Raw genomic sequence first — 18,014 nt, 5'->3', positions numbered from 1 at the left:
TACGACTAATCCGATCAGCGCGCCGGGTGAGACGCACCGCACGGGACGAAGAAGCTGGGGCGAGGCGGCTCGCGCCTCACCGGGCGTTGAAGTACTTCGCCTCCGGGTGGTGGATCACGATGGCGTCGGTGGACTGTTCCGGGTGCAGCTGGAACTCCTCGGACAGCTGGACGCCGATGCGCTCGGGCTGGAGCAGGTCGGCGATCTTGGCGCGGTCCTCGAGGTTCGGGCAGGCGCCGTAGCCGAGGGAGAAGCGGGCGCCCCGGTACTTCAGGGCGAACATGTCCTCGATGTCGCCGGGGTCCTCGCCGGCGTAGCCCAGCTCCGAACGCACGCGTGCGTGCCAGTACTCGGCGAGCGCCTCCGCCAACTGGACGGACAGGCCGTGCAGTTCGAGGTAGTCGCGGTAGGAGTTGGCCTCGAAGAGCTTCGCGGTCTCCTCGCCGATCCGGGAGCCGACGGTGACGACCTGGAGGCCGACCACGTCCGTCTCGCCGGACTCCTCGGGCCGGAAGAAGTCGGCCAGACACAGCCGACGGCCGCGGCGCTGGCGCGGGAAGGTGAAGCGGGTGCGCTCGTTGCCCTGCTCGTCCAGGATGATCAGGTCGTCGTCCTTGGACACGCACGGGAAGTAGCCGTAGACGACGGCCGCCTCCAGCAGGTTCTCGGTCTGCAGCCGGTCCAGCAGTCCGCGCAGCCGGGGCCGGCCGTCGGTCTCGACCAGTTCCTCGTACGACGGTCCCTCGCCGGTGCGGGCCTGCTTGAGGCCCCACTGGCCCTTGAACAGGGCGCCCTCGTCGAGCCAGGAGGCGTACTCCTTGAGCTGGATGCCCTTGATGACGCGGGTGTCCCAGAAGGGCGGGGTGGGGATCGGGTTGTCGACGGCGACGTCGGAGCGGACGTGGCCCTCCTCCGGGCGCTCCTCGACCTCCACGGAGGCCGCGGCCCGCACCCGGCGCTGCTTGAGCTCCGGCAGTTTCGCGCCCGGCACGCCCCGCTTGACCCCGATCAGCGCGTCCATCAGGCGCAGGCCCTCGAACGCGTCGCGGGCGTAGCGGACCTCGCCCTGGTAGATCTCGTGCAGGTCCTGCTCGACGTAGGCCCGGGTCAGGGCCGCGCCGCCGAGGATGACCGGGTAGTCGGTGGCCAGGCCGCGCTGGTTGAGCTCCTCCAGGTTCTCCTTCATGATCACGGTGGACTTGACCAGGAGGCCGGACATGCCGATGACGTCGGCGCGGTGCTCGGCGGCGGCGTCCAGGATCGCGGAGACCGGCTGCTTGATGCCGAGGTTGACGACGTTGTAGCCGTTGTTGGACAGGATGATGTCGACGAGGTTCTTGCCGATGTCGTGCACGTCGCCGCGGACGGTGGCCAGCACGATGGTGCCCTTGCCGTCGTCGTCGCTCTTCTCCATGTGCGGTTCGAGGTAGGCGACGGCGGACTTCATGACCTCGGCGGACTGCAGGACGAACGGCAGTTGCATCTGGCCGGAGCCGAACAGTTCGCCGACGACCTTCATGCCGTCCAGGAGGGTCTCGTTGACGATGTCGAGGGCGGGGCGTTCTTCCAGCGCCGTGGCCAGGTCGTCCTCCAGGCCGTTCTTCTCGCCGTCGATGATGCGGCGCTTGAGGCGCTCGTCCAGAGGCAGTGCGGCCAGTTCCTCGGCCTTGCCGGCCTTCAGGGACTTGGCGGTGGCGCCCTCGAACAGCTGCATGAGCTTCTGCAGCGGGTCGTAGCCCTCGGCCCGACGGTCGTACACGAGGTCGAGGGCGGTCTGGACCTCCTCCTCGGTGAAGCGGGCGATCGGCAGGATCTTCGACGCGTGCACGATCGCCGAGTCGAGGCCCGCCTTCACGCACTCGTCCAGGAAGACGGAGTTGAGCAGGATACGGGCGGCCGGGTTGAGGCCGAAGGAGATGTTCGACAGGCCCAGCGTGGTCTGTACGTCGGGGTGGCGGCGCTTGAGTTCGCGGATCGCCTCGATGGTGGCGATGCCGTCCCCCCGGGACTCCTCCTGGCCGGTGCAGATGGTGAAGGTCAGGGTGTCGATGAGGATGTCCGACTCGTGGATGCCCCAGTTGCCGGTCAGGTCGTCGATGAGCCGTTCGGCGATCTCGACCTTCTTCTCGGGGGTGCGGGCCTGGCCCTCCTCGTCGATGGTCAGCGCGATCAGCGCGGCGCCGTGCTCCCGCGCCAGCTTGGTGACCTTCGCGAACCGGGACTCGGGGCCGTCGCCGTCCTCGTAGTTGACGGAGTTGATGACCGCGCGGCCGCCGAGCTTCTCCAGGCCGGCCTCGATGACGTCGACCTCGGTGGAGTCCAGGACGATCGGCAGGGTGGAGGCGGTGGCGAAGCGTCCGGCGAGCTCCTTCATGTCGGCGACGCCGTCACGGCCGACGTAGTCCACGCAGAGGTCCAGCATGTGGGCGCCCTCGCGGATCTGGTCGCGGGCCATCTCCACGCAGTCGTCCCAGCGGCCCTCCAGCATGGCCTCACGGAACTTCTTCGAACCGTTGGCGTTGGTGCGCTCACCGATGGCGAGGTACGAGGTGTCCTGGCGGAACGGGACCGTCTGGTAGAGGGAGGCCGCGCCCGGCTCGGGGCGGGGGTCGCGCTCGCCGGGGGTGAGGTCACGGACGCGGTCGACGACCTGACGCAGGTGCTCGGGGGTGGTGCCGCAGCAGCCGCCGATCAGGGAGAGGCCGTAGTCGCGGACGAAGTTCTCCTGCGCGTCGGCCAGGCCCTCGGGGTCGAGCGGGAAGTGCGCGCCGTCCTTGGTGAGGATCGGCAGGCCCGCGTTCGGCATGCACAGCAGCGGGATGCGGGAGTGCCGGGTGAGGTAGCGCAGGTGCTCGCTCATCTCGGCCGGGCCGGTGGAGCAGTTCAGGCCGATCATGTCGACGCCGAGGGGCTCCAGCGCGGTCAGGGCGGCGCCGATCTCGGAACCCAGGAGCATCGTGCCGGTCGTCTCGAACGCCATCGAGACCACCAGCGGCACGTCGACGCCGGTCGCCTCCATGGCGCGGCGGGCGCCCAGGACGGAGGCCTTCGTCTGCAGCAGGTCCTGGGTGGTCTCGACGATCAGGGTGTCGGCGCCGCCGGCCAGCAGTCCCTCGGCGTTGGCCTGGTAGCCGTCGCGGATGGTGACGAAGTCGATGTGGCCGAGGGTGGGCAGCTTGGTGCCGGGGCCGACGGAGCCGAGGACCCAGCGGGTGCGGCCGTCGCGGGCCGCGTACTCGTCCGCCACCTCTCGGGCGAGGCGCGCGCCGGCCTCGGACAGTTCGTGCACGCGGTCGGCGATGTCGTACTCCGTCGCGGCCGTGTAGTTGGCCCCGAAGGTGTTGGTCTCCACGCAGTCGACGCCGACGGCGAAGTACGCGTCGTGGACGGAGCGGACGATGTCGGGGCGGGTCAGGTTGAGGATCTCGTTGCAGCCTTCGAGGTTCTCGAAGTCCTCCAGGGTCGGATCCTGAGCCTGGAGCATCGTGCCCATCGCTCCGTCGGCCACCACCACACGGGTGGCGAGCGCCTCGCGGAGCGCGGACACACGGGCCCGGCTGTCGGCGGAAGGGGTCGGTGGCAACGAGGCCATGTAGGGGCTCCCTTAGGTGCGACGGCTGTCGGCTTTGTGCGGCGCCCACGCGACGGTCCGCGCTCGGCGCACCACGCCAGAGTAACCGGGACCCGCCGCCGATGGTCAGGACGTCCACGGGGCGGACCTCGATGGCGGACACATCTCCCCCGGGACACGAGTGGGGCAACAGATGTGGGCTGAGTATTGGCGGGAGGTCGGCATGGACCGGTAGTGTTCGACATTGCCGAACGGTGGCAGCGGCCTCGCGGGTCGACGGTCGTAGGGGACGGAGGCAGGACGGCGATGGCACGGAACATCCAGTCGCTGGAACGCGCGGCCGCGATGCTGCGGCTCCTCGCGGGCGGCGAGCGGAGACTCGGCCTGTCCGACATCGCCTCGTCCCTGGGCCTCGCCAAGGGCACCGCGCACGGCATCCTGCGCACCCTCCAGCAGGAGGGCTTCGTCGAGCAGGACGACGCCTCCGGGCGTTATCAGCTGGGTGCCGAACTGCTGCGCCTGGGCACCACCTATCTCGACGTGCACGAGCTCAGGGCGCGCGCCCTGGTGTGGACCGACGACCTGGCCCGCTCCAGCGGGGAGAGCGTCCACCTGGGTGTCCTGCACCAGCAGGGCGTGCTGATCGTGCACCACGTCTTCCGGCCCGACGACAGCCGGCAGGTCCTGGAGATCGGGGCCATGCAGCCGCTGCACTCCACGGCACTGGGCAAGGTGCTGTCGGCGTACGACCCGGTGGCGCACAGCGAGGCCCTGGAGAGCGACCGCAAGGCGTTCACCGACCGGACCGTCTGCGACCTCGACGCTTTCGAGCACGTCCTCGACATCACCCGTGCGCGTGGGTACGCCGCCGATGTCGAGGAGACCTGGGAGGGCGTGGCGTCCATCGCCGCGCCCATCCACGACCGGCGTCGCATGCCGGTGGGCGCGGTCGGCGTCACCGGGGCCGTGGAGCGGCTGGGCCGGGACGGCGAGCTGCGCCCCGAACTGATCGCGGCGGTGCGGGACTGCGCCCGCGCGGTGTCGCGGGACCTGGGCGCGGGACGCTTCTGAGGGACGCGGGACACGAGGTGACCGGTGCGGCGCGGGGCCGTTCCGGTGGTCGCCATGTGCGGACGTGACCGGTTCTCGGCCGGGCGCAAGATCGGTAGCACACAGCAACCAGTAACGATCCTGTTTTCGAGAACAGAACCCTTGACGTGCCCGTGACCCCGGAGCAAGACTCCCGTCCATCGGTCGACATTGTCGAACACCGACCGGCAATAGGCGTTACAGTGATACGACGCCAAGGGCCGGCAGCTCTCCCCCTGGACGAAGGACAAAGGAGTCGCGGGTGTCCAGCTCCGACATCTTCATCGGCGAGACCATCGGTACCGCCATACTCATCCTGCTCGGCGGCGGCGTGTGCGCCGCCGTCACGCTGAAGGCCTCCAAGGCCCGCAACGCCGGCTGGCTCGCCATCACCTTCGGGTGGGGTTTCGCCGTTCTGACGGCCGTCTACACCTCGGCGCCGCTCTCCGGCGCCCACCTCAACCCGGCGGTGACGCTCGCGCTCGCCATCAAGGACGGTGACTGGAGCAACGTCCCGGTCTACTGGGGCGGCCAGATGCTGGGCGCCGCGATCGGCGCGGCGCTGGTCTGGGTGGCCTACTACGGCCAGTTCCACGCGCACCTCACCGACCGGGAGATCGTCGGCGGCCCGGGCGCCCAGGACACCAAGGTCAAGGCCGTGGAGGCCCAGGAGAAGGGCGCCGGCCCGGTCCTGGGCATCTTCTCCACCGGCCCGGAGATCCGGGTCGTGTGGCAGAACCTCGCCACGGAGATCATCGGCACGACCGTGCTGGTGCTGGCCATCCTCACGCAGGGCCTGAACGACAGCGGCAAGGGCCTCGGCACCCTCGGTGCCCTGATCACCGCGCTCGTGGTGGTCTCGATCGGTCTGTCCCTCGGCGGCCCGACCGGCTACGCGATCAACCCGGCCCGTGACCTCGGCCCGCGCATCGTCCACGCCCTCCTGCCCCTGCCCAACAAGGGCGGCTCCGACTGGGGCTACGCCTGGATCCCGGTGGTGGGTCCGCTTGTCGGCGGCGCCATCGCGGCCGGCATCTACAACGTCGCCTTTGCTTAGAAACAGCACTTCGAAGCACTGAGCAGCAGTAGACCAGTCCCACACCCACGGAACCTCCCAGGAGCACACAGTGACCGACGCCCACACCGCCGGCCCGTTCATCGCCGCGATCGACCAGGGCACCACCTCCAGCCGCTGCATCGTCTTCGACCGGGACGGCCGTATCGTCTCCGTCGACCAGAAGGAACACGAGCAGATCTTCCCCAAGCCGGGCTGGGTCGAGCACAACGCCACCGAGATCTGGACCAACGTCGAGGAAGTCGTCGCCGGCGCCATCAAGAAGGCCGGCATCACCCGCGACGACATCAAGGCCATCGGCATCACCAACCAGCGCGAGACGACGCTGCTGTGGGACCGGCACACCGGTGAGCCCGTCCACAACGCCATCGTCTGGCAGGACACCCGCACCGACTCCCTCTGCAAGGAACTCGGCCGCAACGTCGGCCAGGACCGCTTCCGCCGCGAGACCGGCCTGCCGCTGGCGAGCTACTTCGCCGGCCCCAAGGCCCGCTGGCTGCTGGACAACGTCGAGGGCCTGCGCGAGCGCGCCGAGGCCGGCGACATCCTCTTCGGCACCATGGACAGCTGGGTCATCTGGAACCTGACCGGCGGGGTCAACGGCGGCAAGCACGTCACCGACGTCACCAACGCCTCCCGGACCCTCCTGATGAACCTGCACACCATGGAGTGGGACGCGAAGATCGCCGAGTCGATCGGCGTGCCGCTGGCGATGCTGCCGGAGATCCGCTCCTCCGCCGAGGTGTACGGCGCGGTCACCGGCGGCAAGCTCGGTGACGTCCTCGGCGGCATTCCGGTCGCGTCCGCGCTCGGCGACCAGCAGGCGGCCCTGTTCGGCCAGACCTGTTTCGCGGAGGGCGAGGCCAAGTCGACCTACGGCACCGGCACCTTCCTGCTGATGAACACCGGTGAGAAGCCGGTCAACTCCTACAACGGCCTGCTGACCACGGTCGGCTACCGCATCGGCGACGACAAGCCGGTGTACGCCCTGGAAGGCTCGATCGCCGTCACCGGTTCGCTGGTGCAGTGGATGCGCGACCAGATGGGCCTGGTCTCCACGGCCGCCGAGATCGAGACGCTCGCGCTCACGGTCGAGGACAACGGCGGCGCGTACTTCGTGCCGGCCTTCTCCGGCCTGTTCGCCCCGTACTGGCGCTCGGACGCCCGGGGTGTCATCGCCGGTCTGACCCGGTACGTCACCAAGGCGCACCTCGCGCGCGCCGTCCTGGAGGCCACGGCCTGGCAGACCCGTGAGATCACCGACGCCATGACCAAGGACTCCGGCGTCGAGCTCGCGGCGATCAAGGTCGACGGCGGTATGACCTCCAACAACCTGCTGATGCAGACGCTGTCGAACTTCGTGGACGCCCCCGTGGTGCGCCCGATGGTCGCCGAGACGACCTGCCTCGGTGCCGCCTACGCCGCCGGCCTCGCCGTCGGCTTCTGGACCAGCACCGACGACCTGCGCGCCAACTGGCGCCGGGCCGCCGAGTGGACCCCCCGCATGGACGCGGACGCCCGCGACCGTGAGTACAAGAGCTGGCTCAAGGCCGTGGAGCGGACCATGGGCTGGATCGAAGACGAGAACTGACGAGGAGCACGACCCCACATGACCAGCCAGCCCACCCTGCAGTCCGTACCTGCCCTGGGGACGCGCCCGGCGTCCGGCTCGAACCCGAGCCGAGCCGAGACCCGGGAGCAGCTCTCCAAGGCGTCGTACGACCTTCTCGTGATCGGCGGTGGCATCCTGGGCATCTCCACCGCCTGGCATGCCGCGCAGTCCGGCCTGAGGGTGGCCCTGGTCGACGCCGGCGACTTCGCCGGTGCCACCTCTTCCGCCTCCTCCAAGCTGCTCCACGGCGGTCTGCGCTACCTGCAGACCGGCGCGGTGAAGCTGGTGGCGGAGAACCACTTCGAGCGCCGTGCGGTCTCCCGCCAGGTGGCTCCGCACCTGGCGAACCCGCTCACGTTCTACCTCCCCGTGTACAAGGGCGGGCCGCACGGCGCGGCGAAACTCGGAGCCGGTGTCTTCGCGTACTCGATGCTGTCGGCGTTCGGCGACGGGGTGGGGCACCTGCTGTCCCCGGCGAAGGCGCAGCGGGACGTGCCCGAACTGCGCACCGACAACCTCAAGGCCGTGGCCGTGTACGGCGACGACCAGATGAACGACGCGCGGATGGCGCTGATGACGGTCCGCGGGGCCGTCGAGGCGGGCGCGGTGGTCCTGAACCACGCCGAGGTCACCGGCCTGCGCTTCACCAAGGGCCGGGTGACGGGCGCGGACCTGCGTGACCGGACCTCGGGTGACGAGTTCGGCGTGAACGCCCGGCTGGTGCTGAACGCGACCGGCCCGTGGGTCGACCACCTGCGCAGGATGGAGGACCCGAACGCGGCTCCGTCCATCCGGCTGTCCAAGGGCGCGCACCTGGTCCTCAAGCGCACCGCTCCCTGGAAGGCCGCGCTGGCCACGCCCATCGACAAGTACCGCATCACCTTCGCCCTCCCGTGGGAGGACATGCTGCTGCTCGGGACGACCGACGAGGAGTTCGAGGGCGACCCGGCGGACGTCTCGGTCACCGAGAAGGACACCGCCCAGATACTCGACGAGGCCGCGTTCTCCATCCGCGACCAGCAGCTCGACCGTGACCTGATCACCTACTCGTTCGCGGGTCTGCGGGTGCTGCCGGGCGGGCCCGGAAGCACCGCGAAGGCCAAGCGCGAGACGGTGGTGACCGAGGGCAGGGGCGGCATGCTGTCCGTCGCGGGCGGCAAGTGGACGACGTTCCGGCACATCGGCCGTACGGTCATGGAGAAGCTGGAGTCGCTGCCGGGGCACCCGCTGGGCGACGGCTTCGAGCCGATCTCCGCGCTGCCGAAGAAGCTGCCGCTGCCCGGTGTCGCGAACCCGCGCGCGGTCGCGCACCGCCTGCTGGTCGACCACTCGGCGTCCGGCCCGCAGATGACCGCCGACACCGCCAGGCACCTGGCCACGCACTACGGTTCGCTGGCCTTCGACATCGCCCGGCTGGCCAACGAGAACCCGCAGCTCGGTGAGCGGGTCCACCCGGACGCCCCGGAGATCTGGGCGCAGGTGGTCTACGCCCGGGACAACGAGTGGGCCCAGACGCCGGACGACGTGCTGCGCCGCCGTACGACGCTGACGATCCGGGGCCTGGCCACGGACGACGTCCGCGCGAAGGTCCGGGACCTGCTCGACGAGAAGTAGCGCCCACGGTCCCGTCCCCGGCCTCCCCCGGCCCTCCCCGGCCGTCCCCGGGGGCGGGACCGTCGCCGCTCGTCGACACGCGCGGCCACCTGCTGACATCTCGATGAGTCAAAGGTGATCGCCGATCTGGAAACGTTCGTCTGAACTGGCCCCATAATGTGCTGAGACATCCGATGTCTCGGCACTGTATGAGTACGACAGGGAGGCCAGGTCATGGCAGTCACCGACGAGGCGATCGAGAAGATCAAGGGCATGATCGTCTCCGGCGCGCTGCGCCCCGGCGACCGGCTCCCCAAGGAGAGCGAACTCGCCGCCGAGCTGGGTCTGTCCCGCAATTCGCTGCGGGAGGCCGTGCGCGCCCTGTCCCTCATCCGGATCCTGGACGTACGCCAGGGCGACGGCACGTACGTCACCAGCCTGGACCCCCAGCTGCTACTGGAGGCGCTCAGCTTCGTCGTGGACTTCCACCGCGACGACACGGTCCTGGAGTTCCTCGCGGTGCGTCGCATACTGGAGCCGGCCGCGACCGCGATGGCGGCCCTGCGCATCAGCGAGCAACAGCTGAACGCGCTCTCCGCCCAGTTGGACAAGCTCGGTGACAGCCCGTCGGTGGAGGAGCTCGTCGCCTGCGATCTGGACTTCCACCGCGGCATCGTGCAGAGCTCCGGCAACGGTGTGCTGTGTTCCCTCCTCGACGGCCTGTCCGGCCCCACCACCCGGGCCCGGATCTGGCGCGGACTGACCCAGGAGGACGCGGTCGTCGGCACCCTGCGCGAGCACCGGGCGATCCTGGCGGCGCTGCGCGACCGGGACGCGGAGGCGGCCCGGTCCTGGGCGACCGTGCACATCGCGAGCGTGGAGCAGTGGCTGCGGTCGAGCCTGTGAGGACGGCGGGGCGGGGTGTCCGGGGGCGGCGAACGGGGCAGTGATCCGTTCACTCCCCCGCGCAAGGGGGCTGCGGGCGCCCCCGCATCACGCCGTAAGGTTGGGTCGTTAAGCGAGGGCACGTCGGAAGGAGGCGCTGGGTGATCGAGCTCGAGGGGGTTCCCGAGCTGATCGACCCGGTCATGGTGGCCGCGTTCGAGGGCTGGAACGACGCCGGCGACGCCGCCTCCACCGCGGTCGCGCACCTGGACAGGGAGTGGAAGGGCGAGGTGTTCGCGGCGCTGGACGCCGAGGACTACTACGACTTCCAGGTGAACCGACCCACGGTGTGGCTGGACGGTGGCGTACGGAAGATCACGTGGCCGACGACCCGATTGTCGGTGGTCCGGGTCGGTGGTGACAAGCCCCGCGACCTGGTTCTCGTCCGGGGTATCGAACCGTCGATGCGGTGGCGTTCGTTCTGCAACGAGTTGCTGGGCTTCGCCCACGAGCTGGGCGTGGAGCTGGTGGTGGTCCTGGGCGCCCTGCTGGGCGACACCCCGCACACCCGTCCGGTGCCGGTCAGCGGGGTCACGTCCGACCCGGACCTGGCCCAGCGCATGGATCTGGAGGAGACCAAGTACGAGGGCCCCACGGGCATCGTCGGCATCCTCCAGGAGGCGTGCACGCACGCGGGTGTCCCGGCGGTGTCGCTGTGGGCGGCCGTACCGCACTACGTGTCGCAGCCGCCGAACCCGAAGGCGACGCTGGCCCTCCTGAACCGTCTGGAGGACCTCATCGACGTCCGCATCCCGCTGGGCGAGCTGCCGGAGGACGCGCGGGCCTGGCAGGTGGGCGTGGACCAGCTGGCCGCCGAGGACAGCGAGGTCGCCGAGTACGTCCAGACGCTGGAGGAGGCCCGGGACACCGCTGAGCTGCCGGAGGCGTCGGGCGAGGCGATCGCCCGCGAGTTCGAGCGGTATCTGCGGCGCCGGGACGGATCCGGGCCGGGCGGCTCCGGCGGACACGCCACGGCGGACGGCAGCGACAGTACGCCGTATCTGCGGGACAATCCCGGGGGTCGTACGAAGCCGCCGAAGCCGCCGAAACCTGAGGCGGGCGACGAGGATTCGTCCTCGGAGGACTGATCGCGGGCCGGGTGGCGGTGCGGTTCGCGGTTCGGCGTGGTGGTTCCATGTTTGTCGTTCGCCGTCCGGCCCAGGAAAACAAAAGGGGCGCTTCCCTTAGGAAGCGCCCCTTTTCCATGGACTCCGGTGGGTTACAGCGCCACGCCCAGGAGCGCGTCCACCGCCCGCGAGACGACACCGGGCGCGCCCTCGTCCGTACCGCCCCGCTCTTCCTGGAGCGCCGCCCACCGGTCCACGGCGGTCAGCGCGGCCGGGGCGTCCAGGTCGGCCGCGAGGGCCTCGCGCATCTCCTCGACGAGCGCCTCGGCGGGCGGGCCGTCGGGGCGGGAGACGGCGGCACGCCAGCGGCCGAGCCGGTCGACGGCGTCCTGGAGGACCTGGTCGGTCCACTCCCAGTCGGCCCGGTAGTGGTGGGCGAGCAGCGCCAGCCGTATGGCGGCCGGGTCGACGTCGTCGCGCCGCAGCGCCGACACGAAGACCAGGTTGCCCTTGGACTTGGACATCTTCTCGCCGTCGAGAGCGACCATGCCGGCGTGCACGTACGCCTTGGCCATGGGGAACTCGCCGGTGAGGGCCTGGGCGTGCGAGGCGCCCATCTCGTGGTGCGGGAAGGCGAGGTCGGAGCCGCCGCCCTGCACGTCGAAGCCCATCCCCAGGTGGTCCAGAGCGATGGCCACGCACTCGATGTGCCAGCCGGGGCGACCACGTCCGAGCGAGCCGCCGTCCCAGCTGGGCTCGCCCTCACGGGCGGCCATCCACAGCATCGGGTCGAGAGGGTTCTTCTTGCCCGGCCGGTCCGGGTCACCGCCGCGCTCGGCGGACAGCAGCCGCATGGCGGCGGAGTCCAGGTTGGACACCTTGCCGAAGTTCGGGTCGGACTCGACCGAGAAGTACACGTCGCCCTCGAGTTCGTAGGCGGCGCCGGCGTCCCGCAGCCGTTCGACGAGCGGCACGATGCCGGGTATCGCCTCGACCGCGCCAATGAAGTCCCGCGGCGGCAGCATGCGCAGGGCGGTCATGTCCTCGCGGAAGAGGGTGGTCTCCTTCTCGGCCAGGGCGGCCCAGTCGATGTCGTCGCGGTGTGCGCGTTCCAGCAGCGGGTCGTCGACATCGGTGACGTTCTGGACGTAGTGGACCTGCCGCTTGGTGTCGAGCCACACGCGCTGGACGAGGTCGAACGCGTTGTAGGTCGCCGCGTGTCCGATGTGGGTGGCGTCGTACGGCGTGATGCCACAGACGTAGAGACGGGCGACGGGACCGGGGGCGAGGGTGACCAGGCCGCCGGTCGCGGTGTCGTGGATCCTCAGGTCGCGGCCCTGACCAGGCAGGGCGGGGACCTCGGAAGCGGGCCAGGCATGCATGTCATGAGCCTAACCGGACGGATGTTCCGCATACGAACCGGACCGGGCGGATGGCCGGTAAGGCGTCCTTGCGCGTCACCGGCCGTTGTGCTGTGCCCGCGGCGACGGGTCGACCAACGCGCCGTTCCGGGGCAGGTGAGGGGATATTCAGACAGGGGGCCAGGGGATCGCCGGCCACTCCCCGCTCGGCTCCGGGTGCTTCCCGGACGTCAGCAGGGCGTCGACCCGTGCGCGGACGGCGTCGATCTCGGCGGCGGTGATCAGTGCGGTCAGTCTCCCGGTCAGCGCGCCGGACTCCCCGAGGGACTCCTTGAGCCCCTTGAGGACGTCGACCGCCTCGCCCGTCAGGGGCTCGCCCGCCCAACCCCACAGCAGCGTCCGCAGTTTGTTCTCGGCGTTGAAGGTGACCCCGTGGTCGATGCCGTACAGACGCCCCTCGGCGGTCGGCAGCAGGTGCCCGCCCTTGCGGTCGGCGTTGTTGATCACGGCGTCGAGTACGGCCAGCCGACGCAACCGCTCGTCGTCGGCGTGGACGAGCAGCGCGGTCCGTCCCTCACCGACCTCGGCGAAGCCGATCGCCTTCCAGCCGGGCTCCGGTTCCTCCGCGTCGACGAGCGCGAGCAGTTCGCTCTCGGAGGTCACCTCGATCCACAGCTGGCACATGCCCTCGCCGTACGGCCCGTCGCGCAGCACGGTGGGCGGCACGAGCCCCCAGCCGGTCGCCTCGGAGACCGCGTACGCGGCGACCTCACGTTGGGCGAGGGTCCCGTCGGGGAAGTCCCACAGGGGCCGCTCCCCGGCCACCGGCTTGTAAATGCAGTCGGCCTCCCGGCCCTGGTGCGAGACCGTGCAGTGGAGCGCCGCGTTGGACGCCTCCCGGATGCGGCCGCGCACGGTCAGCTCGCCCTCGGCGAGCAGTTCGGCCGACATCGCCCCGGTGGTCACGCGTCGCGTCGGTATCCGTTCTGGCGCGGACATACGTGTCCTTCCGGATCGAGCGGGAGGCTGCACAGCGGACAGGGCGGCCGCCCGGCGTTGACGACGTCCAGGGCACGCTTGGCGAAGGCTCTCGCCTGCGAGCCGGTGAGCCTGACCCGCAGCATCGGGGGACCGTTCTCCTCGTCCTGGAGCAACCGCTCCTCGGCCTCGGCGAGGTCCTCCTCGGAGTCGGCGTCGAGCTCCACGAGGGCCTGCGCCTCGACGATCATGCGCTGCTCGTCGCCGTCCCAGGCGAGGGCCATGGTGCCGACCCGGAACTCCTCCTCGACGGGGGTGTCCAGGGGGCCGGTGTCGGCGACTTCGGTGGGCGGCACGGCCGGGACGGCGGCGCTGCCACCGCTACGGCGTACGACCTCGTCCAGCAGCTCGTCCATCCGCTCGGCGAGCGCGGCGACCTGGGTCTTCTCCAGAGCCACGCTGGTCACCCGGGGGCCGGCCGTGGCCTGGAGGAAGAACGTACGGCGTCCGGGCAGTCCGACCGTACCGGCCACGAAGCGGTCCGGGGGGTCGTAGAGGAACACCTGACGGGACACGTCCTGTCTCCATTGAAATCGTGAGTACGTGGTCGTGAATGCGGTTTCGTGAGTGCGGGGTCGTGAGTGTGGGGCCGTGAGTGTGGCGTGTGCGGAACGTCCGTGTGCGTGGACCGCTTCACCCTACTGCGCCCGACGATCACGGTGCGCCCGCACCACCCCCCACCGGGGCGTCCCCGGCCGGAGGTTCCTCGCGCGGCGCCAGCGACGCGAAGTCGCCGGTGTCGCCGAGGCGGAGGAGAAAAGGCCTCAGACGGGTGTAACGGATCGCGGTGATGGAACACGGTTCAACAGAGATCCGCTGGAAGAGGTCGAGATGAAGTCCGAGTGCGTCCGCCACGAGCGATTTGATGACGTCACCGTGAGAGCACATCAGATAGACGGCGTCGGCTCCGTGGTCGCGCTCCACGCGCGCGTTCCACTCGCGCACCGCCTCGGCGGCGCGGGTCTGCATCGCCCGCATCGACTCACCCCCGGGGAAGGCGGCGGCCGACGGGTGCGCCTGCACGACCTCCATCAGCGGCTCCCCGCTGAGTTCGGCGAGCTTGCGTCCGGACCAGTCGCCGTAGTGGCACTCCCCGATCCGTTCGTCGGTGTGCGCCGTGAGACCGGGCCTGGCCTCCAGCAGCGGCCGGATCGTCTCCTGGCAGCGCTGCAGCGGGCTGGTGACGACCTCGGAGAGCGGCAGCTCGGCGAGCCGGCCGGGCAGCGCGGCGGCCTGCGTGGCACCCCGCTCGTCCAGGGCGACACCGGGCGTCCAGCCGGCGAGCAGGCCCTCGGTGTTGGCGGTGGATCGTCCGTGCCGGACGAGGATAAGCGTGGGCATGCCGCCCAGCGTAGGCATACGCCCGCCTGCGGCGGACCACGGACGACGGGAGAATACGCTCAGTGATCGTCGACTGCGCCATCTACCGGGACGGGCACCGGACAGAAGGGCCCGAGGACCTGTCCGACGCCCTCGCCGAGGCCCGGTCCGCGCACGGGTTCGTCTGGATCGGCCTGCACGAACCCTCCGAGAAGGAGTTCGAGCACGTCACCCAGGAGTTCGGACTGCACCCGCTGGCGGTCGAGGACGCCCTGAAGGCCCACCAGCGGCCCAAGTTGGAGGTCTACGACGACTCGCTCTTCGTGGTCCTCAAGCCCGTGGTGTACGAACCTGAGAGCGACGCCGTCTCGACCGGCGAGGTGATGCTCTTCCTCGGCGACTCCTTCGTGGTGACCGTCCGGCACGGTGAGGGCTCCCCGCTGGGCGTCGTCCGGCGGCGGCTGGAGCAGGAGCCCGAGCTGCTCGGCAAGGGGCCCACGGCTGCGCTGTACGCGGTCGCCGACGCCGTCGTCGACCACTACCTCGAGGTGGCCACCGAGTTGCAGACCGACCTGGAGGAGCTGGAGACGGAGGTGTTCTCGCCGGACGGCGGGGGGTCGCGGCACACCGCCTCCCGGATCTACACCTTCAAGCGGCAGGTCCTGGAGTTCCGCCGGGCCTGCGGCCCACTGGCGGTACCGCTGACCCGGCTCGCGGGGGTCGGGCAGTTCGGCGGCGCGGTGCCCTTCGTCAACGAGAAGGCGCGGCCCTTCTTCCGCGACGTCAACGACCACCTCACACGCGTGAACGAGTCCGTGGAGGGCCTCGACCGGCTGGTCTCCGACATCCTGTCCGCGCATCTCGCGCAGATGAGCGTCCGGCAGAACGACGACATGCGGAAGATCTCCGCGTGGGCGGCCATGGCCGCGATCCCCACAATGATCGCGGGGATCTACGGCATGAACTTCGAGCACATGCCGGAGTTGCGGTGGGTGTGGTCGTATCCGGCGGTGATCGCGGTGATGGCGGGTCTGGAGGTGCTGCTGTACCGGCTGTTCAAACGCCGGGGGTGGTTGTAGGGGTTTTGGGGCGGTGGGGCGCCTGGTCGTCACCTTCAGGCGAACTCGGCGGCAGAGGTCGCCGGGCCGCCGAGTGTGTCTCGGCGTTCCGGCATTGTCAGGGACACCATGCGCCGCCAGCCGATCAGCCGCTCGTACGCGTACATCGCGTGGATGCCCAGGGCCAGGAGCGCCGACTTGGCCTTCGACCAGCCGAGGATGCGGCCCATGTGGGCCATGACCGCCAGGCTGACGTCCCGGTAGACGCGGATCTCGGCGAGGGCGCACTCGCGCAGCGTGCGCTGGATGAACCGGCCGTGCCCCGCGGCGGCGAAGCGCAGCAGTTCCTCGTGGGTGTAGGCGAGATGGTTGTCCTCGTCGTTGGAGATCATCCGGACCGCCTTGCCGACCTCGGGGTGATCCCCGAAGTACTTCCGCAGCATCACCATCTGGTCGGCGGCGCGCTGTTCGGTGACCCGGCTGTGCGACAGGTACGTGATGACGTCGGCCACCGTGAGCGACTGGTCGGCGCTGAGCCTCTCGTGGGCCAGACCGATGCCCTGCTTCTCCAGGAGCATCGTGTAGTCGGTCTCGGACGGGACGACGACGGGCTGCAGGCCGCGCTTGCTCAGCAGCGCGTTGAAGATGCGCCCGTGTTTGTCCTCGTCCGCTCCGTGCCGGGTGATCTTGGGAGCGAGAGCGCGTTCGCTCTCCGGCACGAGCGCCGCGATGCGACTGTTCTCCCAACCTCCCTGTGACTCCCCGCTGGCCGCGATGGAGCAGAAGAGCTGGAACGACTCGTCGTTGTCGACGATCTCCTGGAACAGACTCTTGGCCGAAAGCATCGAAGGCACCTCTCTGCAGGGTTCCCGCAGAGAACGAGTCAAGTGCGGTACGAGAGGTGCGGCAACAGCTGTGTCCTGCGACTGCGCCAAAAGGGGGACCCGGGCGCCGTGTCACCGCGGGGGTTGCGGTGCGGTGCCCGGGTTCCGTGGGGTGGTCTTATGCGAGTCCGGCCTGCTCCAGGGCCTCGGTGCCGGCGCGGAGCGAGGCGAGCCGCTCGTCGAGTGAGAAGCCCGCGGGAGCCAGAGTGAGGGTGGTGACCCCGGCCTCGGCGTAGGCCATCATTCGGTCCGCTATGCGGTCTACGGAGCCCAGCAGGGTCGTCTTGTCGATCAGGTCGTGCGGAATCGCGGCCGCGGCGCCCTGCTTGTCGCCGGCCAGGTACTTGTCCTGGATCTCGGCGGCCTCCTTCTCGTAGCCCATGCGCTGGGCGAGCTGGTTGTAGAAGTTCTGCTTACGGCTGCCCATGCCGCCCACGTACAGCGCGGTGTACGGGCGGAAGGTGTCGGCGAGCGTGCTGACGTCCTTGTCGTCGCCGACGGCAAGCGGCAGGGTCGGGCACACGTCGAAGCCGTCGAGGGTCTTCCCGGCCTTCTCCCGGCCGGCCCGCAGGTACTTGATCGCCGTATCCTCGATGTGGTCGGCGGAGGGGAAAATGAGCAGGGCGCCGTCGGCGATCTCGCCGGTCTGTTCGAGGTTCTTCGGGCCGATGGCGGCGATGTACAGCGGGATGTGCTCGCGCTCCGGGTGCACGGTGAGCTTGATGGGCTTGCCGGGGCCGTCGGGCAGGGGGAGGGTCCAGTGGGCGCCCTCGTAGGAGAGGCGCTCGCGGGTCATCGCCTTGCGGACGATCTCCACGTACTCGCGGGTGCGGGAGAGCGGCTTGTCGAACTTGACGCCGTACCAGCCTTCGGAGACCTGCGGGCCGGAGACACCGAGGCCCAGGCGGAAGCGGCCGCCGGAGAGGGAGTCGAGGGTGGCGGCGGTCATCGCGGTCATCGCGGGCTGGCGGGCCGGGATCTGGAAGATGGCCGAGCCGACGTCGATACGGTCGGTCTGGGCGGCGACCCAGGTGAGGACGGTGGCCGCGTCGGAGCCGTAGGCCTCGGCGGCCCAGCAGACGGCGTATCCGAGGCGGTCGGCCTCCTTGGCCACCGCGAGGTTGTCCGCGTCCATGCCGGCACCCCAGTAGCCGAGGTTGATACCTAGCTGCATGCCGAATCCCCTTACCGATCAGTAACGTGCTTTGGGGAGACCATAGCGTGTGGCTTCGGTGGGTGGGTGGGGTGCCTGCGGCGGCCTGTGGGGGTGGGTGGGGGTGGCTGTAGCGCCTGCGGTTCGGGGGGGGTGGCGGGGCCGGGTCGGGGGTGTCCGTCCTCGGAACGTCGCGGAATCGGTTTCTTGGGAAACTGGCGGTGTCCGCCCGCGCGGGTCATGCCGGT

Annotated in this window: 14 protein-coding genes; 7 read left to right on the top strand and 7 right to left on the bottom strand. The window is 70.1% G+C overall.

Annotation, left to right across the window (positions count from 1 at the left end; all coding sequences use genetic code 11):
• Positions 1-76: 76 nt before the first annotated feature.
• Entirely contained in the window at positions 77-3,592 is a 3,516-nt protein-coding gene (metH, locus tag ABZ027_RS24255; protein WP_356771691.1) for a methionine synthase, read from the bottom strand.
• Between the two features lie 285 nt (positions 3,593-3,877).
• Between metH and ABZ027_RS24250 the strand changes: the two genes are divergently transcribed.
• The 6 genes from ABZ027_RS24250 to ABZ027_RS24225 all read left to right on the top strand — a co-directional run bounded on the left by ABZ027_RS24250 (position 3,878) and on the right by ABZ027_RS24225 (position 10,973).
• Positions 3,878-4,642 (top strand): IclR family transcriptional regulator, encoded by a 765-nt coding sequence (locus tag ABZ027_RS24250; RefSeq protein ID WP_356771689.1) that lies wholly within the window; start codon positions 3,878-3,880, stop codon positions 4,640-4,642.
• A 280-nt stretch (positions 4,643-4,922) separates the two neighbouring features.
• Positions 4,923-5,717, top strand: coding sequence for an MIP/aquaporin family protein (locus ABZ027_RS24245; RefSeq protein ID WP_356771687.1), 795 nt, complete (start codon positions 4,923-4,925; stop codon positions 5,715-5,717).
• A gap of 70 nt (positions 5,718-5,787) precedes the next feature.
• The gene (gene glpK, locus ABZ027_RS24240; RefSeq protein WP_356771685.1) at positions 5,788-7,326 is read left to right on the top strand and encodes a glycerol kinase GlpK; all 1,539 of its coding nucleotides are present in this window, start codon (positions 5,788-5,790) and stop codon (positions 7,324-7,326) included.
• 18 nt (positions 7,327-7,344) lie between these two features.
• Positions 7,345-8,961 (top strand): glycerol-3-phosphate dehydrogenase/oxidase, encoded by a 1,617-nt coding sequence (locus ABZ027_RS24235; protein WP_356771683.1) that lies wholly within the window; start codon positions 7,345-7,347, stop codon positions 8,959-8,961.
• Positions 8,962-9,174: 213 nt separating this feature from the next.
• Positions 9,175-9,846: a FadR/GntR family transcriptional regulator gene (locus tag ABZ027_RS24230; RefSeq protein ID WP_356771681.1), complete on the top strand. Its 672-nt coding sequence runs from the start codon at positions 9,175-9,177 to the stop codon at positions 9,844-9,846.
• A gap of 140 nt (positions 9,847-9,986) precedes the next feature.
• Positions 9,987-10,973, top strand: coding sequence for a PAC2 family protein (locus tag ABZ027_RS24225; RefSeq protein WP_356771679.1), 987 nt, complete (start codon positions 9,987-9,989; stop codon positions 10,971-10,973).
• Between the two features lie 131 nt (positions 10,974-11,104).
• Here the strand turns inward: ABZ027_RS24225 and mshC are convergent, their stop codons facing one another.
• The 4 genes from mshC to ABZ027_RS24205 all read right to left on the bottom strand — a co-directional run bounded on the left by mshC (position 11,105) and on the right by ABZ027_RS24205 (position 14,692).
• Positions 11,105-12,334: a cysteine--1-D-myo-inosityl 2-amino-2-deoxy-alpha-D-glucopyranoside ligase gene (gene mshC / locus ABZ027_RS24220; RefSeq protein WP_356771677.1), complete on the bottom strand. Its 1,230-nt coding sequence runs from the start codon at positions 12,332-12,334 to the stop codon at positions 11,105-11,107.
• 147 nt (positions 12,335-12,481) lie between these two features.
• Entirely contained in the window at positions 12,482-13,312 is an 831-nt protein-coding gene (locus tag ABZ027_RS24215) for an SCO1664 family protein (protein ID WP_356771675.1), read from the bottom strand.
• Complete coding sequence (locus tag ABZ027_RS24210; RefSeq protein WP_356771673.1) at positions 13,276-13,866, bottom strand: DUF3090 domain-containing protein; 591 nt, start codon at positions 13,864-13,866, stop codon at positions 13,276-13,278. The genes ABZ027_RS24215 and ABZ027_RS24210 overlap by 37 nt, the downstream gene beginning before the upstream one ends.
• 139 nt (positions 13,867-14,005) lie before the next feature.
• Positions 14,006-14,692 carry a histidine phosphatase family protein gene (locus tag ABZ027_RS24205; RefSeq protein ID WP_356771671.1) on the bottom strand — a complete coding sequence of 229 codons (687 nt, stop codon included), beginning with the start codon at positions 14,690-14,692 and terminating at the stop codon, positions 14,006-14,008.
• Between the two features lie 62 nt (positions 14,693-14,754).
• Here ABZ027_RS24205 and corA point away from each other — a divergent pair, with 62 nt between their 5' ends.
• On the top strand, positions 14,755-15,750 hold the full coding sequence (corA, locus tag ABZ027_RS24200) for a magnesium/cobalt transporter CorA (RefSeq protein ID WP_356771669.1): 996 nt from the start codon (positions 14,755-14,757) through the stop codon (positions 15,748-15,750).
• 35 nt (positions 15,751-15,785) lie between these two features.
• On the opposite strand, the gene ABZ027_RS24195 is transcribed toward corA, so the two are convergent.
• Both ABZ027_RS24195 and ABZ027_RS24190 read right to left on the bottom strand, forming a co-directional pair.
• On the bottom strand, positions 15,786-16,574 hold the full coding sequence (locus ABZ027_RS24195) for a ferritin-like domain-containing protein (protein WP_356771667.1): 789 nt from the start codon (positions 16,572-16,574) through the stop codon (positions 15,786-15,788).
• Positions 16,575-16,731: 157 nt separating this feature from the next.
• Positions 16,732-17,787 (bottom strand): LLM class F420-dependent oxidoreductase, encoded by a 1,056-nt coding sequence (locus ABZ027_RS24190; protein WP_356771665.1) that lies wholly within the window; start codon positions 17,785-17,787, stop codon positions 16,732-16,734.
• Positions 17,788-18,014: the final 227 nt, after the last annotated feature.

This window comes from Streptomyces sp. NPDC006332 (genome assembly GCF_040612855.1).
Taxonomy (GTDB): domain Bacteria; phylum Actinomycetota; class Actinomycetes; order Streptomycetales; family Streptomycetaceae; genus Streptomyces.
Note: the sequence above shows the minus strand (reverse complement) of the source record. Positions and strands in the feature narration are given on the sequence as shown.